General features: G+C 62.5%; 16 protein-coding genes. 9 read left to right on the forward strand and 7 right to left on the reverse strand.

Going from position 1 to position 17,234, the window contains the following annotated elements:
• Positions 1 to 84: 84 nt before the first annotated feature.
• From DOM41_RS16080 to DOM41_RS16095, 4 genes are all read right to left on the reverse strand, one after another.
• Positions 85 to 525, reverse strand: a complete 441-nt coding sequence (locus DOM41_RS16080) for a nucleoside deaminase (RefSeq protein WP_110687866.1) — start codon at positions 523 to 525, stop codon at positions 85 to 87.
• Positions 526 to 554: 29 nt separating this feature from the next.
• A complete protein-coding gene (gene yegS / locus DOM41_RS16085) occupies positions 555 to 1,475 on the reverse strand; it encodes a lipid kinase YegS (RefSeq protein ID WP_110687867.1) in 921 nt (306 codons plus the stop codon).
• 189 nt (positions 1,476 to 1,664) lie between these two features.
• Entirely contained in the window at positions 1,665 to 2,849 is a 1,185-nt protein-coding gene (locus DOM41_RS16090; RefSeq protein WP_223161007.1) for a multidrug effflux MFS transporter, read from the reverse strand.
• Between the two features lie 71 nt (positions 2,850 to 2,920).
• On the reverse strand, positions 2,921 to 3,616 hold the full coding sequence (locus DOM41_RS16095; protein ID WP_110688049.1) for an MgtC/SapB family protein: 696 nt from the start codon (positions 3,614 to 3,616) through the stop codon (positions 2,921 to 2,923).
• A gap of 255 nt (positions 3,617 to 3,871) precedes the next feature.
• Between DOM41_RS16095 and DOM41_RS16100 the strand changes: the two genes are divergently transcribed.
• From DOM41_RS16100 to DOM41_RS16110, 3 genes are all read left to right on the forward strand, one after another.
• A complete protein-coding gene (locus tag DOM41_RS16100; RefSeq protein ID WP_110687869.1) occupies positions 3,872 to 4,723 on the forward strand; it encodes a formate/nitrite transporter family protein in 852 nt (283 codons plus the stop codon).
• 288 nt (positions 4,724 to 5,011) lie between these two features.
• Positions 5,012 to 5,677 carry a PIN domain-containing protein gene (locus DOM41_RS16105; protein ID WP_110687870.1) on the forward strand — a complete coding sequence of 222 codons (666 nt, stop codon included), beginning with the start codon at positions 5,012 to 5,014 and terminating at the stop codon, positions 5,675 to 5,677.
• A 23-nt stretch (positions 5,678 to 5,700) separates the two neighbouring features.
• Positions 5,701 to 6,252, forward strand: coding sequence for a FlgO family outer membrane protein (locus DOM41_RS16110; protein ID WP_110687871.1), 552 nt, complete (start codon positions 5,701 to 5,703; stop codon positions 6,250 to 6,252).
• Between the two features lie 171 nt (positions 6,253 to 6,423).
• Here the strand turns inward: DOM41_RS16110 and DOM41_RS16115 are convergent, their stop codons facing one another.
• Positions 6,424 to 8,109 carry a 2-isopropylmalate synthase gene (locus tag DOM41_RS16115; protein ID WP_110687872.1) on the reverse strand — a complete coding sequence of 562 codons (1,686 nt, stop codon included), beginning with the start codon at positions 8,107 to 8,109 and terminating at the stop codon, positions 6,424 to 6,426.
• Between the two features lie 220 nt (positions 8,110 to 8,329).
• Between DOM41_RS16115 and DOM41_RS16120 the strand changes: the two genes are divergently transcribed.
• The 3 genes from DOM41_RS16120 (at position 8,330) to DOM41_RS16130 (ending at position 10,791) form a co-directional block, all read left to right on the forward strand.
• The gene (locus tag DOM41_RS16120) at positions 8,330 to 8,821 is read left to right on the forward strand and encodes an Lrp/AsnC family transcriptional regulator (protein ID WP_110687873.1); all 492 of its coding nucleotides are present in this window, start codon (positions 8,330 to 8,332) and stop codon (positions 8,819 to 8,821) included.
• Between the two features lie 129 nt (positions 8,822 to 8,950).
• Positions 8,951 to 9,919: a tripartite tricarboxylate transporter substrate binding protein gene (locus DOM41_RS16125; RefSeq protein WP_110687874.1), complete on the forward strand. Its 969-nt coding sequence runs from the start codon at positions 8,951 to 8,953 to the stop codon at positions 9,917 to 9,919.
• Positions 9,920 to 9,990: 71 nt separating this feature from the next.
• The gene (locus tag DOM41_RS16130; protein ID WP_110687875.1) at positions 9,991 to 10,791 is read left to right on the forward strand and encodes an HpcH/HpaI aldolase family protein; all 801 of its coding nucleotides are present in this window, start codon (positions 9,991 to 9,993) and stop codon (positions 10,789 to 10,791) included.
• 1,112 nt (positions 10,792 to 11,903) lie between these two features.
• Here the strand turns inward: DOM41_RS16130 and DOM41_RS16140 are convergent.
• Together DOM41_RS16140 and DOM41_RS16145 are read right to left on the reverse strand one after the other, a co-directional pair.
• Positions 11,904 to 12,107, reverse strand: coding sequence for a hypothetical protein (locus tag DOM41_RS16140; RefSeq protein ID WP_110687877.1), 204 nt, complete (start codon positions 12,105 to 12,107; stop codon positions 11,904 to 11,906).
• Positions 12,108 to 12,233: 126 nt separating this feature from the next.
• Positions 12,234 to 13,754, reverse strand: coding sequence for a methyl-accepting chemotaxis protein (locus DOM41_RS16145; RefSeq protein WP_110687878.1), 1,521 nt, complete (start codon positions 13,752 to 13,754; stop codon positions 12,234 to 12,236).
• Positions 13,755 to 13,955: 201 nt separating this feature from the next.
• Here DOM41_RS16145 and nfo point away from each other — a divergent pair, with 201 nt between their 5' ends.
• The 3 genes from nfo (at position 13,956) to aldA (ending at position 17,047) form a co-directional block, all read left to right on the forward strand.
• Complete coding sequence (nfo, locus tag DOM41_RS16150) at positions 13,956 to 14,810, forward strand: deoxyribonuclease IV (RefSeq protein ID WP_110687879.1); 855 nt, start codon at positions 13,956 to 13,958, stop codon at positions 14,808 to 14,810.
• A 117-nt stretch (positions 14,811 to 14,927) separates the two neighbouring features.
• Positions 14,928 to 15,215, forward strand: a complete 288-nt coding sequence (locus DOM41_RS16155) for a hypothetical protein (protein ID WP_110687880.1) — start codon at positions 14,928 to 14,930, stop codon at positions 15,213 to 15,215.
• 356 nt (positions 15,216 to 15,571) lie between these two features.
• Positions 15,572 to 17,047, forward strand: coding sequence for an aldehyde dehydrogenase (aldA, locus tag DOM41_RS16160; protein ID WP_245391881.1), 1,476 nt, complete (start codon positions 15,572 to 15,574; stop codon positions 17,045 to 17,047).
• Positions 17,048 to 17,234 lie beyond the last annotated feature (187 nt).

Consider the following 17,234-nt stretch of genomic DNA (forward strand, 5'->3'; position numbering starts at 1 on the left):
GCGAAGCCCACCCTTGCGGTGGGCTTTTTATTGCCTGCTCGTCAGACGCTCACCGCAGTGACGCAGCGCACCGGCGAGAGCCGTTCAGGGCTCGCCGATGTCTTCGTTCCAGACATCGGGGTGGGCCTCGATAAAGCTCGCCATCAGCCCCTGGCACGTTGGGTCATCGAGCACTTCCACTTCGACGCCGCGCGCGCGCAGGTGGGCTTCCTCTCCCATGAACGTCTGGTTTTCCCCGACCACGACCTTTGGAATGCCATAGAGCAGAATCGCCCCGCTGCACATCGAACAGGGCGAGAGTGTCGTATAGAGCACCGACTCGCGATAGACCGAAGCCGGTTGCCGGCCGGCACGCTCCAGTGCATCCATCTCGCCGTGCAAGATCGCGCTGGACTGCTGCTGACGCCGATTATGTCCCCGCCCGATGATCTCGCCGCGATGCACCAGCACCGAACCGATGGGAACGCCGCCCTCGTCGAGCCCAGCGGTCGCTTCGTCGATCGCTGCCTGCATGAATGGATCCATCTGATTCCTCCGTTTGAACAAACTTGTCGTTAGATGCGGTTGAAGAGCTCGCAGTCAGCGGGCGCGACCAGCGATAACGCATTGTGGTCAAGCGACGCCCGAAAGTGCCGAAACCGACGAGGTTCGCCATCGAGGTTGAGCGGGAAGGCGCCATCACTTTCGAACTCGACCCACGGCACGCGAAGATAGCGCACGAACTCGCCGTCCTCGGGCAGGTTCTCCAGCTCGTCGATGATCTGTTTGAGCTCGCCGAGCGAGTTGAAGTGGCGCACGAAAAGCAGCTCCAGCAACCCGTCGTCGAGTTTCGCCAACGGCGCCAATCGCTGGCCACCGCCTGCCTGACAGCCATTGCCGATCGCCAGCATGAAAAGAGGCACCCGCGCCTCGCCTTCCGGCCACCGGATATGGCCTTCATAAGGCTGGTAGTTCCATGCCTTGAGCATGCCCATCAACGAATACGCGCCGCCGCCGAGCAGGCGTTTGAGCGCCACCGGGGTAGAGGTCGTGATCTCCGCGCCGAATCCGCCGGAGGCGACGTTGACGAAGGGCTCGTCGTCGAGCATGCCGACATCGATGGCCCGCGCCTGACCGGTCACCGCGAGTTCGAGAGCGGGATAAGGCTCCATCGGCAGTCGCAGCCCGTTGGCGAAGTCGTTTGCGCTGCCCAGTGGCAGGATGGCCATGTCGGGCCGCTTCTCGGGTGGCAGGCGCATGATGCCGGCACCGACTTCATTGATGGAACCATCACCACCACCGGCGATGACTCGCTTGGCCCCCATCTTCACCGCTTCCTCGACCAGCCAGAGGCCATCCCCCCCTTCCCAGGTCACCCGGACGGTCAGCTCGTGGCCCGCCTCGCGCAGCGCGTCGACCGCCTGCCGAATCTCAGGCTGCTGGGCCGATTTCCCGTTGAGTATCAACCAGGTGCTTTCCTTGCCATGATTGGCCATATCGATCGCTTCCTTTCTGGAGCTGTGCCCTGTCTCGGGCCAACGATGGGTTCCATCGCTGCGTTTTCGTGACTGAACCCGGCGTCGCGACTCAGCGACCTCCAGTCTAGTCCAGGGGCGTCGCCGACTCAGGCGGCAGGCGCATCGCCTTGAGACGACCCACGTCTGCCAAGCTACCGGCCCGCCGGCTCAATGAGAGCGAATCTCGCCCTGGTAGCGCGCTCTCAACCTCCAGAGCCACAGCCCCCCGCCCGTACAGATCAGGGTCAGGGCCAGCTGTGGCGGTAGCGGCGTAGCCAACATCAACGTTGCGACGGTCGCCCCACCGCCGAGCTGAACCGCGCCAAGCAGCGCGGCTGCTGTGCCGGCCCGGTCCGCGAATGGCTCGAGCGCCAGGCTCGCCGCCGCGCCCAGCACCATCGAAAAGCCCACGGAAAGTAGTGCGACCGGCGCCATGAAGACGACAACCGAGAGCGGCAGCGTGAAGTAGAGCAGCGCGATGAGCCCACCGCCAGCGCTGACGACCAGTAACCCCCGACGAATGGTCCGTTCACGCCCCCAACGTGCCATGAGCCGGGGCACGATGAAGAACGCGACGGTGCTGACCAGGGCATTGGCCCCGAACCAGAGACTGAACACCCACTCGGGGTGGCCGAGCCGGTCCATGACGATCACCGGTGCCGCCGACACATAGACCAGAATCGCCGCCATCATCGCGCTGACCATGATCGCATGGTAGAGAAAGCCCGAGTTGAACAGCACCGGCCGGTAGCGGCGCCACTGGTAGAGCCGCGGCTGAATGGGTGTATCCATTGGCCGCGTCTCGGTAAAGACTCGCCACGCCCCGAGGGCCAGCAGCGCCGCGAATCCCATCATGAAGGCAAAATTGCTCCGCCAGCCGAACGCGACCGTCAACGCGCCGCCAAGAATCGGCGCCACCGAGGGAATCAACGTCAGCGACCCGTTGAGATAGCTGTAGAGCCTTGCGCCCTGCTCCGGCGAGTAGCTGTCGCGGATGGCGGCGAACGCGACGGTGATCGCGGCGCAAGCGCCAAACCCCTGCAGCACGCGGGCGAGGTAGAGCACCTCGATGCTCGGCGCCAGAAGCCCGGTCAGCGCCCCGGCGAAGTAGAGCAGAGCGCCCGAGAGCAGCACCGGTCGCCGCCCGTAGCGATCGGCCAGCGGGCCGACCAGTATCTGCCCGAGCCCCACGCTCAGGAGAAACAGGGTGATCGTGATCTGCAGCGCCGCAAAGGGGCGCTCGAACTCACGCGCCATGGCGGTCAAGGCGGGCAGATAGATGTCGATGGCAAGCGGCGAAAGCATGATCGCCCCCATCAATATCCAGAATGGCGGGCGTTTTCCGACCTGCATCACAACCTCGAGGACCCTGTGGGAAGCGCCCACTCTAGCGCCTGATACCGCGATGACAAGCGTTGTCGACATCATTCACTCATCGGTGTGAGCTGAAACTCACGCAAGGCTGGCAAGGCTCTCAACGCAACGGCCAGCGATGCCAGATAGGCCCGATCATGGGTGCGCATGATGAGGATGTACTCAAAGAGTTGGCCACTGTCGCGGGCGCGGTAGCTCATGTTGTCGACGTGGAAACCCTGAGATCGCATCAGCGCATGAATCTCGGGTTCCGCCATGGCCTCCTTCTCGGCGAAACGCAGCGTGCAACGCGCAAAGAGGCGCGCGGGAATCCGCCTCTCGATCAGCCGGAACAGCGATAGCGTCAGCAGCGTGGCGATCGTGGCGACCCCTGCCGGAAAGAGAAACCCGATGCCGTAGAGAATGCCGAGCGCCGAGGTAATCCAGATCGACGCCGCCGTGGTCAGTCCACGAACGGTAAGCCCCTCCTTGAAGATCACACCGGCGCCGAGAAAGCCGATACCCGTCATGATCCCCTGAGCCATGCGCGTCGGATCCGTACGGATCGTCGTTTCCGGCACGTCAGTGCCCAGCCACTGCCACTGATAGACCGTGACCATCATCAATAGCGCCGAGGAGATGCAGACCAGCGCGTGCGTCCGGAAACCCGCAGGCCGACCATGAAAGGTGCGTTCAAGCCCGATCAGGCTGCCGGCTCCCCAGGCCAGCCCGAGATGCAGCAACATGACTTCCCACTCATCCGGCATCTCCATTCCCTATCAAGTGACTAATATTCAGTCTATGTTCAGCATAGTTAGCGTCATCCGTCGCTCGTCACCAGTGGGTGATGACTCGATCCTGCCACCCCGGATGTCGCATTCGACCGCACCCAAGCCGTATGTCCAAGGCCGCCAGATGAGCCTAGCGAGCAACCGTCGTTGATCGCCAGCATCGTCGTCACCGGTCTGCCCCGACAATGGCACTGCCACTCAACGGACTTTGGTCAGAATAAGGAAGCTCACTTGTCACCAGTCGACAATCTTACGCCACCCAGCCGGGTGAAAGACCCAAACCAGGACCAGGACGAACACGACCTCAAGCACGACGAGGGAGAGCTCCCCTCCCACGCCGCCGCCGTCCACAAATCGATTCGCGAGGAGGGTGAGAAGGAGCTGGAGCGTACGATCTCAGCGCTTTTCTGGTCGGCCATGGCAGCCGGTCTATCGATGAGCTTTTCGATGTTGGCCAAGGGCATCCTGCATGCGCACCTGCCGGACAGCGATATCGGCTTCCTCGTCGAGTCGCTGGGCTATACGGTGGGATTTCTGGTCGTGATCATGGCCCGCCAGCAGCTGTTCACCGAAAACACGGTCACGGCGGTGATCCCGGTCATGAGCCGCCCGCGTGTCATTCGACTGATGCAGCTTCTGCGCCTCTGGGGTGTGGTACTGATCGGCAACCTCGTCGGCGTGGCGATCTCCGCCTGGGCGATCCTCGCCCTGCCGATCTTCTCGACGCCGACGCACGAAGCCTTCATCACGCTCGGCGAGCACGTGCTCGAGAATACGCCCACCGAGATGTTTGCCAAGGGCATCATCGCCGGCTGGATGATCGCGACCATGGTCTGGTTACTGCCCTCCGCCGGCCACGCCAAGATCTGGGTGATTTTGATCGTCACCTACCTCGTGGCCATCGGCGAGTTCACCCACATCATCGTTGGCTCTACCGAAGTTCTCTACATGGTTTTCTCGGGGCAGGCGAGCTGGGGGGACTACTTGTTTCGATTCGGGCTGCCGACACTGGCCGGCAATGTCGTTGGAGGCACCTTCATCTTCGCTCTGATCAGCCACGCGCAGATCCGCAGCGACAGCTGACAACCCGGCGTTATCCGACGCGACACGGCGCCTCTCGGGGCGCCGTGTCGTTATCGATCGTCGCCCACCGAGACTGACCGTCTGCGCGCCCGCGATTCCTGATCGACGCAAAACTCGCCCTGCCCCTGGGCCTGACACCTCACTCCGGCACCGACTCGACACCTTGTCCGCGTCGTCGGGAGAGCCAGCGCGTGCACATCGTGCTCAAGCCAAGGAGGCGCCAGCCGATAACCCCCGATGGCCAAGAATATAAAGATGCACCGATGATCGGACGGGACCTCATTAGACATGTCATTGAAAACTTGGGCACTGCTTTGCGGCCTGCCGCTGCTGGGCGGCTGCTTCGGCATCAACACCTCCCAGGCGCCGCTGGCGACAACCTATCCAGCGACCACGCAGCAGCGCATGCAGGCCGCCCACCACTGGGAGGTGCTAGCCCGGCATGAGGCCAAGGCCATCATCGCCGACCGCCAGCTTCGTCAGCGCGCGCTCTACATTCAGCCGCCGGAAACCGAGACCGCTTTCGCGCAAGGTTTTCGCTCACTGCTGACCAGCGAGCTGGTCAGGCAAGGCGCCGTCGTGCGCACGACCGCCGATGCCGCCATTGCGGTGACGTTCGATGTCCAGGTCGTCACGCACCGAGATCGTCAGCCGATTCGTCCGCCCCAGGGCGCACTGACCACGCTGGCAGCCGGGATCGCGGTCGCGACCGTTCCCTTCAATCACTGGTCAGAGCCGGCGCTGGGTTTGATCCCGGCCGCCGGACTGGTCGATCTCTTCAGCGGTAGCTGGACCTCGGAGAGCAACCGAGAGGTGATTATCACGGTCCAGGCAGACGAATATCAGACGTTGCTCTACTCGTCGTCCAACCTTTATTACATCAACCCCGGCGACAGTGATCAGTACGGTCAGGATGATCGCCGGGGGCGTCTAGGCGTGTCGTCACAATGGTAAAAGCCCGAATAGAGAGTTCCGCCATGTCCGTTTTGACCGCCGGTCGACGAGTCGCGCCGCTGCTGCTGCTGATGCTGGCCCTGGCCGGCTGCTCGATGCTGGAGTCGACCAGCCGCCAGCCGCCACCGACCACCCTGGAGCGCGTCGACGTCGCCGCGGCAGCGTTGATCGACAACATCCACGGCCATAGCGATGACCTGACGCCAATCGTCGCCACAACGTTCGTTGACGTCGACCGTCTCGAGCAATCCTCCACGCTGGGGCGGACGGTGAGCGAAATGTTCGTCTCGCGTCTGGTCACTTCTGACCTGCACGTCATCGAGGTCAAACTGCGCGACAGCCTCTATATCGAGGAGAATACCGGCGAGCTGATCCTGTCACGCAACGTCCAGCGGCTGGGACAGGATTACGATGCCAGTTCGGTTCTCGTCGGCACTTACGCCCAGGCGCAGGACCGTCTGTTCGTCAACGCACGACTCGTTCGGATCGATGATCGATCCATCCTGGGCGCCACCAGCTTCGAGCTGCCGCTGACGACCGATCTGCGGGTGTTACTGCCAGGCAGTTACCCCTAGCCAATCATCACCGCTGTCATTGCGTTGGCGGCGTTCTGAAACCCGCAGCAAGCCTGTAACGCAACACGGCGCCCGAAGGCGCCGTGTTGGTGTCGTTGCTTGATCATCGAGGCTGACTGACCTCTGCCGGGCTCTGCCTCCCGGTTGACAGTCGACTCGATGCGTCACGCGTTACTCGCTCGTTTCGAGCTCCCGCATCGTGCTTGCCGTCTGCGCGTTGGCCAGGTTGATGCCCGAAATCACCGCTTTCAGGGAAGCGCTGACCGTGTCGCTGTCCTCGGCGACCGCGCAGATGCGCTGGCCGGCGACGTTGAGCTGGACGAAGGCGATCGCGTTGGCTTCGCTGTCGCCGCCGAGCGAATGTTCGCTGTAGTCGACAATGCCGACACTCATGCCGGAGTGCTTTTGCCAGGCGTCGGTGAAAGAGGACATCGCGCCGTTGCCACTTCCCGACAGCCGCAGCGTCTCGGTGCCCTGCCACAGCGTGACCTCGATCCCCTCTTCCCGGCCTTTCGAAATGCGGTAGTCCGCCAGCGACAGCGGTGCCTCACGCTGGAAGTTATCGAACATCACCTGGCGCACGATCTCACTGGAAATCTCGCTGGCTCGCTTTTCACTCTCCTGCTGAACGTAGGGCGCCAGTGCCAGCATCATCCAGCGCGGCAGACTGATGCCGTAATCCCGCTCGAGCAGGAACGCCATGCCCCCCTTCCCTGACTGGCTGTTGACACGAATCACCGCCTGATAATCACGGCCGATGTCTCGCGGGTCGATCGGCAGGTAAGCCACCTGCCACGGCTCGTCGGGCTGCTGTTTCTTGAGCGACTTGCGGATCGCATCCTGGTGGCTGCCGGAGAAGGCGGTGTAGACCATCTCGCCGACCCAGGGATGCCGCGGGTGCATGGCGATACCGGTGCACTCCTGCACAACCTGAATGATCTCGTCGGGGTTGGAGAGATCGAGTGCCGGATCGATGCCCTGGCTGTAGAGGTTCATCGCCAGCGTGACGATATCCATGTTGCCGGTGCGTTCGCCGTTACCCAGCAGTGTGCCCTCGACCCGCTCGGCGCCGGCCAGCAGTGCAAGCTCGGCGGAGGCTGCTGCGCCCCCCCGGTCGTTGTGCGTGTGAACGGAGATGATCACGCTGTCCCGACGACTGATGTTCTGACAGAAATACTCGATCTGATCGGCATGGTGGTGAGGCCCCGCGACCTCGACCGTCGTCGGCAGGTTGAGAATGCATTTCTGCGTCGGCGTGGGCTGCCACACGTCCATGACGGCCTCGCAGATCGCCAGCGAGAAATCGATCTCGGTGCTGGAGAAGCTTTCCGGCGTGTACTCGAAGCGCCACTCAACGTCCGGATATCGCTCGGCGTAGGTCTTGACCCAGGTCGCCCCCTGCACGGCGATATCGATGATGCCGCCCCGGTCCATCTCGAACACGCGTTCGCGCTGCGTGGTGGAGGTCGAGTTGTAGAGATGCACGATGGCGCGCTTGGCGCCGACCAGAGCTTCGAAGGTCTTTCCGATGAGATGCTCGCGGCACTGCACCAGGACCGCAATGGTCACGTCGTCGGGAATCTGCTCTTCCTCGATCAGCCAGCGCACGAAATCGAAATCCGGCTGGCTGGCCGAGGGGAAGCCGACCATGACCTCCTTGATACCGACCTTGACGATCTGATGCCAAAAACGCTTTTTCTGCTCGACGCTCATCGGTTCGAGTAGCGCCTGATTACCGTCGCGCAGGTCTTCGCTGACCCAGATGGGCGCGTGATCGAGATCACGATCCGGCCACTGGCGGTCGAAAGCGGGAACGCGGGGTGCCGGACGGTACTTGCGATGATCGAAGGCAGACATGGCAAAAATTCCTGAGTATTGAGGATTCGATTCCAGCGCCGGCTTATGGCGGCGAAGCAAGGGCGCGGCCAGCGGGGTAGCGCTGACGACGCCGGGCTGCTTGTGGCAGTGGGTTCAGTATATCGGCTCGGCGGCGATAGTATCTTGCGAATTCGGCTCGCCAAGCGCGTTAGTTGGCATAAAATGTCGCCGAACCCATTTGCTCAGGCAGAGACTGCTTATGCCCGCCCCGCAGCCGCTAACACTCGATCGTTTCGATCGCGCCATCCTCGATATCGTCCAGCGCGATGGCCGCATCAGTAACCAGGCACTCGCCGAGCGTATCGGCCTCTCGCCCTCGCCTTGTCTTCGTCGCGTCAAGGCGCTTGAGGACAACGGACTGATACTCGGCTACCGCGCCGTGGTCGACTCTCGCCCGCTGGGCTACGACCTGATGGCCTTGCTGCACATCTCAATGGATCTGCACACGGCAGAGAGGTTCGACAATTTCGAACGTCAGGTTCGCGATATCCCCGCCATCGTCGAGTGCCTGATCATTACCGGGCAGGCCGCAGACTTTCAGCTCAAGATTCTGGTGCGGGACATGGACGATTACCAGCACCTACTACTCCATGTCATCAACCGAATCGAGGGCGTGACGGGCGCGCACACCAGCTTTGTGCTCCGGCGGGTGTTCGAACACCGGCCGGTGCCGACACAATCCACCCGGTAGCGGGGCACGTTAGACGATGGCGCAATTGTGGCGAATCCCGGCAGTTGTTAAGAGAGAAGAGGCTTGTCCACTCCACTGGCGACGATCGCTGCCGAACGGCGCCAGCTCTGCCCTCGAGGTCGTGCCCCGATGCTGATCAAACGCCTGCCTACGCTTCTGTTGCTCGCCACCTGCAGCCTGCCCCTCCCGGCCTGGGCCGACTATCCGGAAAAACCGATTACGCTGATCGTGCCCTGGTCGGCCGGTGGCGGCACCGATGCCACGGCCCGCATCATCGCCTCGTCACTCGAGGCCGAGCTCGGACAGACGATCAACGTCGTCAACCGCACCGGCGGCAGCGGCGTGGTCGGCCACACCGCCATCGCCAACGCCCGACCCGACGGTTACACCCTTGGCCTGGCGACGGTGGAAGTCGCGATGATGCACTGGCAGGGCCTGACCGACCTAACCTACGAGGACTTCACGCCGATCGCGCAGATCAATTTCGACTCCGCCAGCCTCTCGGTCGAGAACGACGCCGACTACGACGGCATGGAGGCGTTTCTCGAGGCTGTGCGAAGCGAGCCGCCGGGCACCTACACCGCGTCCGGCACCGGCCTCGGTGGCATCTGGCACGTGGCCCTGAATGGCCTGCTGATGGATCAGGGCATCGAGGCCGGCAAGATCACCTGGATTCCCAGCCAGGGCTCGGCGCCGGCGATGACCGAGCTCGCCTCGGGTAGCGTCGATCTGGTGGCATCGTCACTGCCGGAGGCGCGGGCGATGATCGATGCCGGCAAAATCCGCAGTCTTGGCGTCATGACCCCCGAACGACTCGAGAACTTTCCCGACGTCGCGACACTGCAGGAGCAGATCGGCAGCGATTTCACGCTCGGCGCGTGGCGCGGCATCGTCGGCCCTCAGGGCATGGAGGACGAAGTCGTCGCGACACTGCAGGACGCGCTAAAAACGGCCTACGACAGCGATGACTATCAGGCATTCATGGCGAAACAGGGCTACGGTGTCGTATGGCGAGATGCCGACGACTTCGCCGCCTTGATGGCCGAAGACGACGCCAAGTTCGGCAACATCATGGGCGAGATGAATCTCGCCCGTTAACCCGGTCAGCGGTGCCGGCCCGGCGTGGCGATCCCGCCGGGCGCAACGCTCTGCCATCGAGGATTTCATTCGTGCAACTTCCCGCCAATCTTTTCACCGCCTCGCTGGACGGCGAGACTCGATACGGCTGCTGGGCCGGCTTCGCCACCGGCTACGCCACGGAAATTCTCGCGACGACAGGCTTCGACTGGCTGCTCATCGATGGGGAGCACGCGCCGAATACGGTGCAGAGCATCCTGGCACAGCTTCAAGCCGTCGCGCCCTACCCCTGCGCCCCGGTAGTACGTGCCGTCAGCCAGGATCCCGCGCTGATCAAGCGGCTGCTCGACATCGGCGCCCAGACCTTGATGATCCCGATGGTGGATAACGCCGAACAGGCCGCTCGCCTCGTCGCGGCGACCCGCTATCCGCCGCAGGGTATCCGTGGTGTGGGCGGAGGTCTCACTCGCGCGACACGCTGGGACAGCGTGACCGACTATATGGCTCACGCCCACGAGGCACTCTGTCTGATCCCTCAGATCGAATCGCGCAACGGTGTGGAGAATGCCGAGGCGATCGCCGCGACCCCCGGGGTGGACGCCGTATTTGTCGGCCCGATGGATCTCTCGACCGATGCGGGTCATGTCGGCAATCCCAGCCACCCCGACGTTCAAGCGATGATTCGCCGCGTGCTGCGAGCCACGCATGGCGCCGGCAAGCGCGCCGGCATTCTCGCCCCGGCGGAAGCCGATGCCAGACGCTACGCCGAATGGGGTTTCGATTTCATTGCCGTGGGTATCGACGTCTCGATGTTCTGCCAGGCGGCGCACGAGACGATCGCTCGATACAAAAATGACCTGCCGGCAAAATCGAAACCTGGCCCAGGGTACTGACCCGATCCGTTTGACGACGACGCCCTACGGACACGTCCCACTTTCGCCACCCCAATCTCTCCAGCCTTCACTTGAACGAAAAAGCCCCGACCACTTCCTGTGGCCGGGGCCCGGCTAAGTCACGACGGCTCCACAGCGTGGACACCGTATCGCGGATTGGCGCGCCGCCGCCGGAGCCGTCACGACCTCCAGGTTTCTCGCTGCACGACCTTCATCGTTTTTGTCGAGCGCAGATTGAAACTCGGTGCCGAAGCGGGAAACGACCCCATGTGCTTCTCGGCGCAGACCGATATCTCGAAGCCAATAGTCATTAAGTTGGGAAACGGGCATGTGATTATCTCGACCCATTCGGCGAGATTTAACCCCTGTCGCAAGCCGTGCAAAGAGTGTGTTGACTCTCATGATACCGATCTCCGTTATTAAGGAGGCCGGACAGGCATTGCAGCAGATAATGAGAAAGGAAGTTTCCGATATCGGCCGCGAAGCGTGTCGCGGCCAAGTTGTCGATTCAATTCCCAGCGCGCACCCACACACGAACTCGCATACCGCGATGATTCGCGGTATTGACGAGACCTCGTGACATCGGGCGCTGGAATTTCATCGGTCTCCCTGAAGCGTTTAAAAGCGCGTTTCGCCGGATTTTTCCCGCGATAGCGGCCATCGTCGAATCATCACTATCACTCCCCATCGGTGAGAGGGCCAACCTTTGAGGGGTTTAAAACAGGGCACCAACGATGAATACCGTCGATCGTAGCCCAGTGACTCAGCGACACTTTGATTTAAAGCGAACCGTGACAGAGCGTCAATCCGGGACGGACGACTTTGGGAAGAGAAGTCACTCCGTTTTCAGTATTGGCTGAGCGCCTTCAACAACGAGTCGGTCGTACCAACGCCCCCTTTAGCTGACCCGCAGGTTTCGCCATGACGCGACACGATGATTTGTCGGCGAAGTGGACTGTCGAAAAACCCGTGCCATCGTTATGAAAGAGCGCAGAGAGGCGCATGGCCACTCGCCAGATAGCCCGGGGTCGAGACTGACCAAGGGGAATGGGGTCAAGACTGATTGAGGGGAAATGCCCCCGACGGGCGGTGCGCCCGCGGGAGCGGTGGGATCAAGCGAAGGTGTTGATCTGCGTGCCCACTGAACCGGACGATGCCAGCGAAGGCTGCATCTCGACGGACGACAACAGCTGATCCATATGCGCCTCTTTGCCGTCTAGCGCCTGTTTCAGCAGGTTGTTCTGCGCTTCCTGCCCTTGGTTGAAACTTTGCATCGCCAGCGCATTGCTGACCACAGCGTTCACAGCGGTATCCATGGCGGACTCCTGAGTGGGAAAACAGAGATCAAACGTGTTCAATCCCGCTCTGGAAGTATCGGCAGAGGCGCTCGCCGACTTTACCCCGAGGGTTCACCCCGGAAGGACTCAATAGATGCCCCGTCATCATGCAGCACCCAGACGGCGTTCGTCTCGCGGCGTGTGACCGTCTAGCGACGCCCTCTGGACTTGCGGGTCGGGCATCGACTGGTCACCGAGCTCGAATGTCGCAAGACCGGACTGTAGCGAAAGTGCCTGCTGCTGCAGCTTTTCCGACGCCTGTGACACCCGCTCGGCCAGCGAACCGTTTTGCTGAGTGCCCTGGCCAATATCCGCGATGTCATCGCTGACGGCTCCCAGATCGGTCGCCTGCTCCCGGCTGGCCAGGCTGATCTGATCGATGAGGGCCGCCAGCGTGCGGGCTCTGGCAAGCGTCTCTGCCATATTCCGGGCAACGTCGCCAGCTCTGCCGGCCCCTTCGACGATCTGACGTTGCGATATTTCAGTCTGCTCTCGAATATCGCGGGATGCGCTGGCACTGCGCGCCGCCAGCGCCTGTACTTCACTGGCCACCACGGCAAAGCCACGTCCGCTCTCCCCCGCCCGAGCAGCCTCGACCGAGGCATTCAGCGCCAGGATATTGGTCTGGAACGCGATACTGTCGATCAAGTCGGTAATCTCCGCGACCCGCCGGGACCCCTCCTCGAGTCGCTGCATCGCGTCAGTGAGTGACGCGGTAAGCGCTTCGCCGTCCTCGGCGACCTGGCCCGACTCCGCGGCCAGGGCGTTAGCCTGCCCCGAGCGTTCGCTGTTGTCGTGAACGGAGCGGACAAGCGTCTCGAGCTTTTGCTGCGTACGTTCCAGCGCTGCCTCCTGGCGGCGGTTACGACAGGCGAGCTCATCGTTGCCCTGCCGCAGGGTTTGGGCCACCGCCGTTACCTCATGCAGGGTCGTCCCCACCCGTCCGAGCGTCGCGCGCACTGCCTGCATGGTGCGTTTGAAGCCGTCACCCACTCGGCTTCGCATCGGCGCATCGTCAAAGCCCAGATCGAACGTCCCCTTGCGGCGCCCGATGTGCGTACTCAAGCGCGCCAACTCCTGCCCACTGATGGCATCGCGTTCTATCTGCTTGGCAAGCAATGAGAGAATCGCTGTCTGGGCAACCACATAGGCCGCGTGGATAAGCACCATCGGCAGGTACGCATGCATGTGGGAGTCCGGCATGACATAGATGCCGAGACCCTGACTCTGGAGGTAGCAGAAGAGAAGATGATGCACGCTGATGGTGGCGGCGGCAGCCACCAACGGTCGCCAGTCCCGGTAGGCCAGCAGCGCCGAGAGCAGCACGAAGATGACGAAATGGCCCTCGATCATCCCCAGCAGGAGATGGATCTGTAACCCCGCGTGAAGCATGAGCCCCACGGCGACCATCAGCCGAGTCAAAAGATGCGTCGGCTGCCAGCGCATCAACATCATGGGGACCAGCGTCGCCGGCAGACCGATGACCAGCGCCGCGCCCCAGAAGCCGTGGATCGATGCCATCGCCAGGGAGATGAGCAGCAGCAGTCCCAGTAGACACTGCATCACGCGGTTGGCTCGGCGGTAAATGTCGCCCAGCAACTCGCGTCGGGAGACGCGCGAATACATGATTGTCCTCTCGGGGCAGGGTGGCGACGGGTGGCCGCATTATCGTGAGACAGAGAGCCGGCAGAGAGTGGCCCCCTCTTATCTTAATTAACTATCGGCTCGTGAACGCCGCCCCTTGAGCCTTGACGGAGGGCGCCGCGTCACGACGACAGCGTTCACCGCCTGCTAGACTGAGCGCCGCCATTACTAGCGGATCGTGAGATGAAAACCATCGGAGCGCATGTCAGCGCGGCAGGTGGCGTCGACCAAGCCATCGGCCGAGCCGTCGAGATCGGTGCCAACGCCTTTGCCCTGTTCACCAAGAATCAGCGCCAATGGCGTGCCAAACCTCTGGACGAGACCACCATCGCCGCGTTCAAGGCGGCCTGCCGAGAACAGGGATTTGGCCCGGGACAGATCCTTCCCCACGACAGCTACCTGATCAATCTTGGCCACCCCGAACGCGAGGGACTCGAGAAATCCCGTGCGGCATTTCTCGATGAGTGTCAGCGCTGCGAGCAGCTCGGGCTGGAGCTGCTCAACTTCCACCCGGGAAGCCACCTTCGCAAGATCAGCGAAAGCGACTGTCTAGCGAGGATCGCCGAGTCGATCAATGAAACGCACGCCGCCACCCATTCCGTGGTCGCCGTCATCGAGAATACCGCCGGACAGGGCTCGAACCTCGGCTTTCGCTTCGAGCAGCTCGCGGAAATCATCGAGCAGGTGGAGAACAAGGACCGCGTCGGTGCCTGTATCGATACCTGCCATGCCTTCGCGGCAGGTTATGATCTGCGAACCGGCGACGATGCGGTGGCGATGCTCGATGCGTTCGATGCGGTGGTGGGCCGGCGCTTTCTTCGCGGCATGCATCTCAACGACGCCAAGAGCGCCCTCGCCAGCCGCGTCGATCGCCATCACAGCCTCGGCCAGGGCAATATCGGTCTCCCGGGCTTTACCGCGCTGATGCAGGACGCGCGTACCGATGACATCCCTCTGATACTCGAAACCGTCGACCCCGCTATCTGGGCCGAGGAGATCCAGTGGCTGCGGGATCAGCAGCATGCCGCTCCTCTTTAGTGGTTCGGGAGGCGATGGGACAGCCCGCGCCGCTGATCGCGCCAGACACGACAACCGCCCGCAGGATGCAGGGCGGCCAACCCTAGCGATTGCTAACAAGCGACAGGAACGCAAACGATGACTGACTTTTTCAACTGGCTCGGCGAAGCCATCGGCAATGTGATCCGCACGATCGTCGAAGCCCTCAATGGCCTTTTCGGGGGGCTATGGGAATCGATGGACGGCTTCGTCGATGGCCTCACCGGGGCCCTCGGAATCAGTGACTCCCTCTTCAGCATCGCAGTGCTGGTCATCGGGGTGCTGCTACTGATCAACGGCATTCGTTCGCTGTTTCGCGGCGGCATCATTGGCGGTGTCATCGGCCTGCTTCTCGGCCTGCTGGTGCTGAGCTGGCTGATTCGCTAGCCCCGCGCTCGATACAGCGCCCCTCCTCCTTCGGGATTATCGCTGCCTGAGTTCCATCGCTGCCTTGGTACGATCACTGCCTCGGCACTCGCGCTTCCACACGCCGACTCACGCGCCGCGCGCACCATCGGCTGGCGCCCGCGCTCACACTGCCTCCGCCGCGACGAACCGCTTACCTTTCCCCGACGACAGGCCCCCTACCATCGGCATTGGCCTCACGACTTGCGAGAGTGGCGCGCGTCTACCATTTTTGTAACCCCATGAATCGCCGATCGAGGCAGTGCCGGCCCGATCGGCGAGCATCACCCGCCCCCTGAGCGCTGACTCAAGGGGACGCGACAGCAAGGAGGCCACCCATGGCTGCATCGATGAAATCCCAACAGGACGGCGTCGATCTCTATAACCAGTTCATCGACGGTGAATGGACAACCGGCGGCGGTGAACCTCTGGACATACACAACCCTGCGACCGGCGACACCATCGCGCGAGTCTCTCTTGCCGACGAGGCGCTGGCCGACCGCGCCTTGAACGCCGCGCAGGCCGCATTTCCCGCGTGGTCGCGCAAGACAGCCGTCGAGCGTGCGAACCATCTCTACAAACTGGTGGATCTGATTCAGGAAAACCGCGACCGACTGGCGCGCTTGATCACTACCGAGCAGGGCAAACCGCTCGGAGAGTCCGACGCCGATGTCGGCATGTGCTGCGACCTGATCCGTTTCGCCGCGGAGAACACTCGCCGTCTCGAGGGCGACATCATCCCTGCCGACGACCTGGACGAGCAGATCTGGATCCAGAAGGTGCCCCACGGTGTGGTCGTTGGCATCACCGCGTGGAATTTTCCGGCGGCGCTGATCGGCCGCAAGCTCGGCCCGGCGCTCGCCGCGGGCAACACCATTGTGCTCAAGCCCTCCGAGGAGACGCCGCTCACCGCTCTCGAAATCGTCGAGCTGGCACGTCAAGCCGGGATCCCCAAGGGGGTGATCAACCTGGTCAATGGCCGCGGGCGGGATGTCGGCAATCATTTGATCCAGAGCCCCATCACGCAGCTGATTTCGATGACCGGTAGCGTGCGCGGTGGCCGCGAGATCAACAAGGCCGCCGCCGAGCACCTGAAGATCGTGCGCCTCGAGCTCGGCGGCAAGGCACCGTTCATCGTCATGGACGACGCCGACCTCGACCCGGCCGTCGATGCGGCGATCACCTCTCGCTTCAACAATTGCGGCCAGATCTGCACCTGCAACGAGCGCATGTACGTCCAGGCCGGTATCTATGATCAGTTCCTGGAACGCTTCAAGCAGCGTGTCGAGGCCCTCAAGGTCGGCAATCCGCTCACCGACGAAGACGTCGACATGGGGCCAAAGATCAACGCCGACGAGCTCGACAAGATCCACGACATGGTCCAGCACGCGCAGCAGCAGGGAGCAGAGCTGCTGACCGGTGGCCACCGCCTGACCGGCGGCGAGTACGATGAGGGCAACTTCTATGCCCCGACGATACTCACCGGTGTCGATAACGACATGGACATCATGAAGGAAGAGATCTTCGGCCCGGTGGCACCGATCATGAAAGTCGAGAGCTTCGAGCAGGCGATGACCTACGCCAATGCCTCGGAGTATGGGCTTTCCGCCTACGTCTTCACGCAGAACGTGAAACAGTTGATGGCGCTGACGCGAGAGCTCGACTTCGGCGAAATCTACGTCAATCGCGGCGGCGGCGAGTCGGTTCAGGGTTTCCACAAGGGCTATCGCAACAGCGGTCTCGGCGGCGAGGACGGCAAGTACGGGCTCGAAGCCTATGTGAAGAGCAAGACGATGTACGTGCATCACGGCTGATCTCGCCTACGCCCGATCTGGAAAATAGCCAAGGCCCGACGCCCTCGCGTCGGGCTTTTTTCATCGCTTCCCCTGGCAGAACGCTTGGCCGGACCGGCCACCGGCGTCGAAACGTCGCATCCGAATCGATGGCTGTCGCCGGCGGTTGCCCTTCATAGTGAAGTCCTCCCCTCTCACAAGGAGTGTC

It is taken from the genome of Salinicola aestuarinus (assembly GCF_003206645.1).
GTDB classification, from domain to species: Bacteria; Pseudomonadota; Gammaproteobacteria; order Pseudomonadales; family Halomonadaceae; genus Salinicola; species Salinicola aestuarinus.

Coding starts and splice junctions, on each gene's coding strand:
- DOM41_RS16080 (WP_110687866.1), bottom strand. CDS start 525: ATGGATCCATTCATGCAGGCAGCGATCGACGAAGCGACCGCTGGGCTC.
- yegS (WP_110687867.1), bottom strand. CDS start 1,475: ATGGCCAATCATGGCAAGGAAAGCACCTGGTTGATACTCAACGGGAAA.
- DOM41_RS16090 (WP_223161007.1), bottom strand. CDS start 2,849: ATGCAGGTCGGAAAACGCCCGCCATTCTGGATATTGATGGGGGCGATC.
- DOM41_RS16095 (WP_110688049.1), bottom strand. CDS start 3,616: ATGCCGGATGAGTGGGAAGTCATGTTGCTGCATCTCGGGCTGGCCTGG.
- DOM41_RS16105 (WP_110687870.1), top strand. CDS start 5,012: ATGTCATTGAAAACTTGGGCACTGCTTTGCGGCCTGCCGCTGCTGGGC.
- DOM41_RS16110 (WP_110687871.1), top strand. CDS start 5,701: ATGTCCGTTTTGACCGCCGGTCGACGAGTCGCGCCGCTGCTGCTGCTG.
- DOM41_RS16115 (WP_110687872.1), bottom strand. CDS start 8,109: ATGTCTGCCTTCGATCATCGCAAGTACCGTCCGGCACCCCGCGTTCCC.
- DOM41_RS16120 (WP_110687873.1), top strand. CDS start 8,330: ATGCCCGCCCCGCAGCCGCTAACACTCGATCGTTTCGATCGCGCCATC.
- DOM41_RS16125 (WP_110687874.1), top strand. CDS start 8,951: ATGCTGATCAAACGCCTGCCTACGCTTCTGTTGCTCGCCACCTGCAGC.
- DOM41_RS16140 (WP_110687877.1), bottom strand. CDS start 12,107: ATGGATACCGCTGTGAACGCTGTGGTCAGCAATGCGCTGGCGATGCAA.
- DOM41_RS16145 (WP_110687878.1), bottom strand. CDS start 13,754: ATGTATTCGCGCGTCTCCCGACGCGAGTTGCTGGGCGACATTTACCGC.
- nfo (WP_110687879.1), top strand. CDS start 13,956: ATGAAAACCATCGGAGCGCATGTCAGCGCGGCAGGTGGCGTCGACCAA.
- DOM41_RS16155 (WP_110687880.1), top strand. CDS start 14,928: ATGACTGACTTTTTCAACTGGCTCGGCGAAGCCATCGGCAATGTGATC.
- aldA (WP_245391881.1), top strand. CDS start 15,572: ATGGCTGCATCGATGAAATCCCAACAGGACGGCGTCGATCTCTATAAC.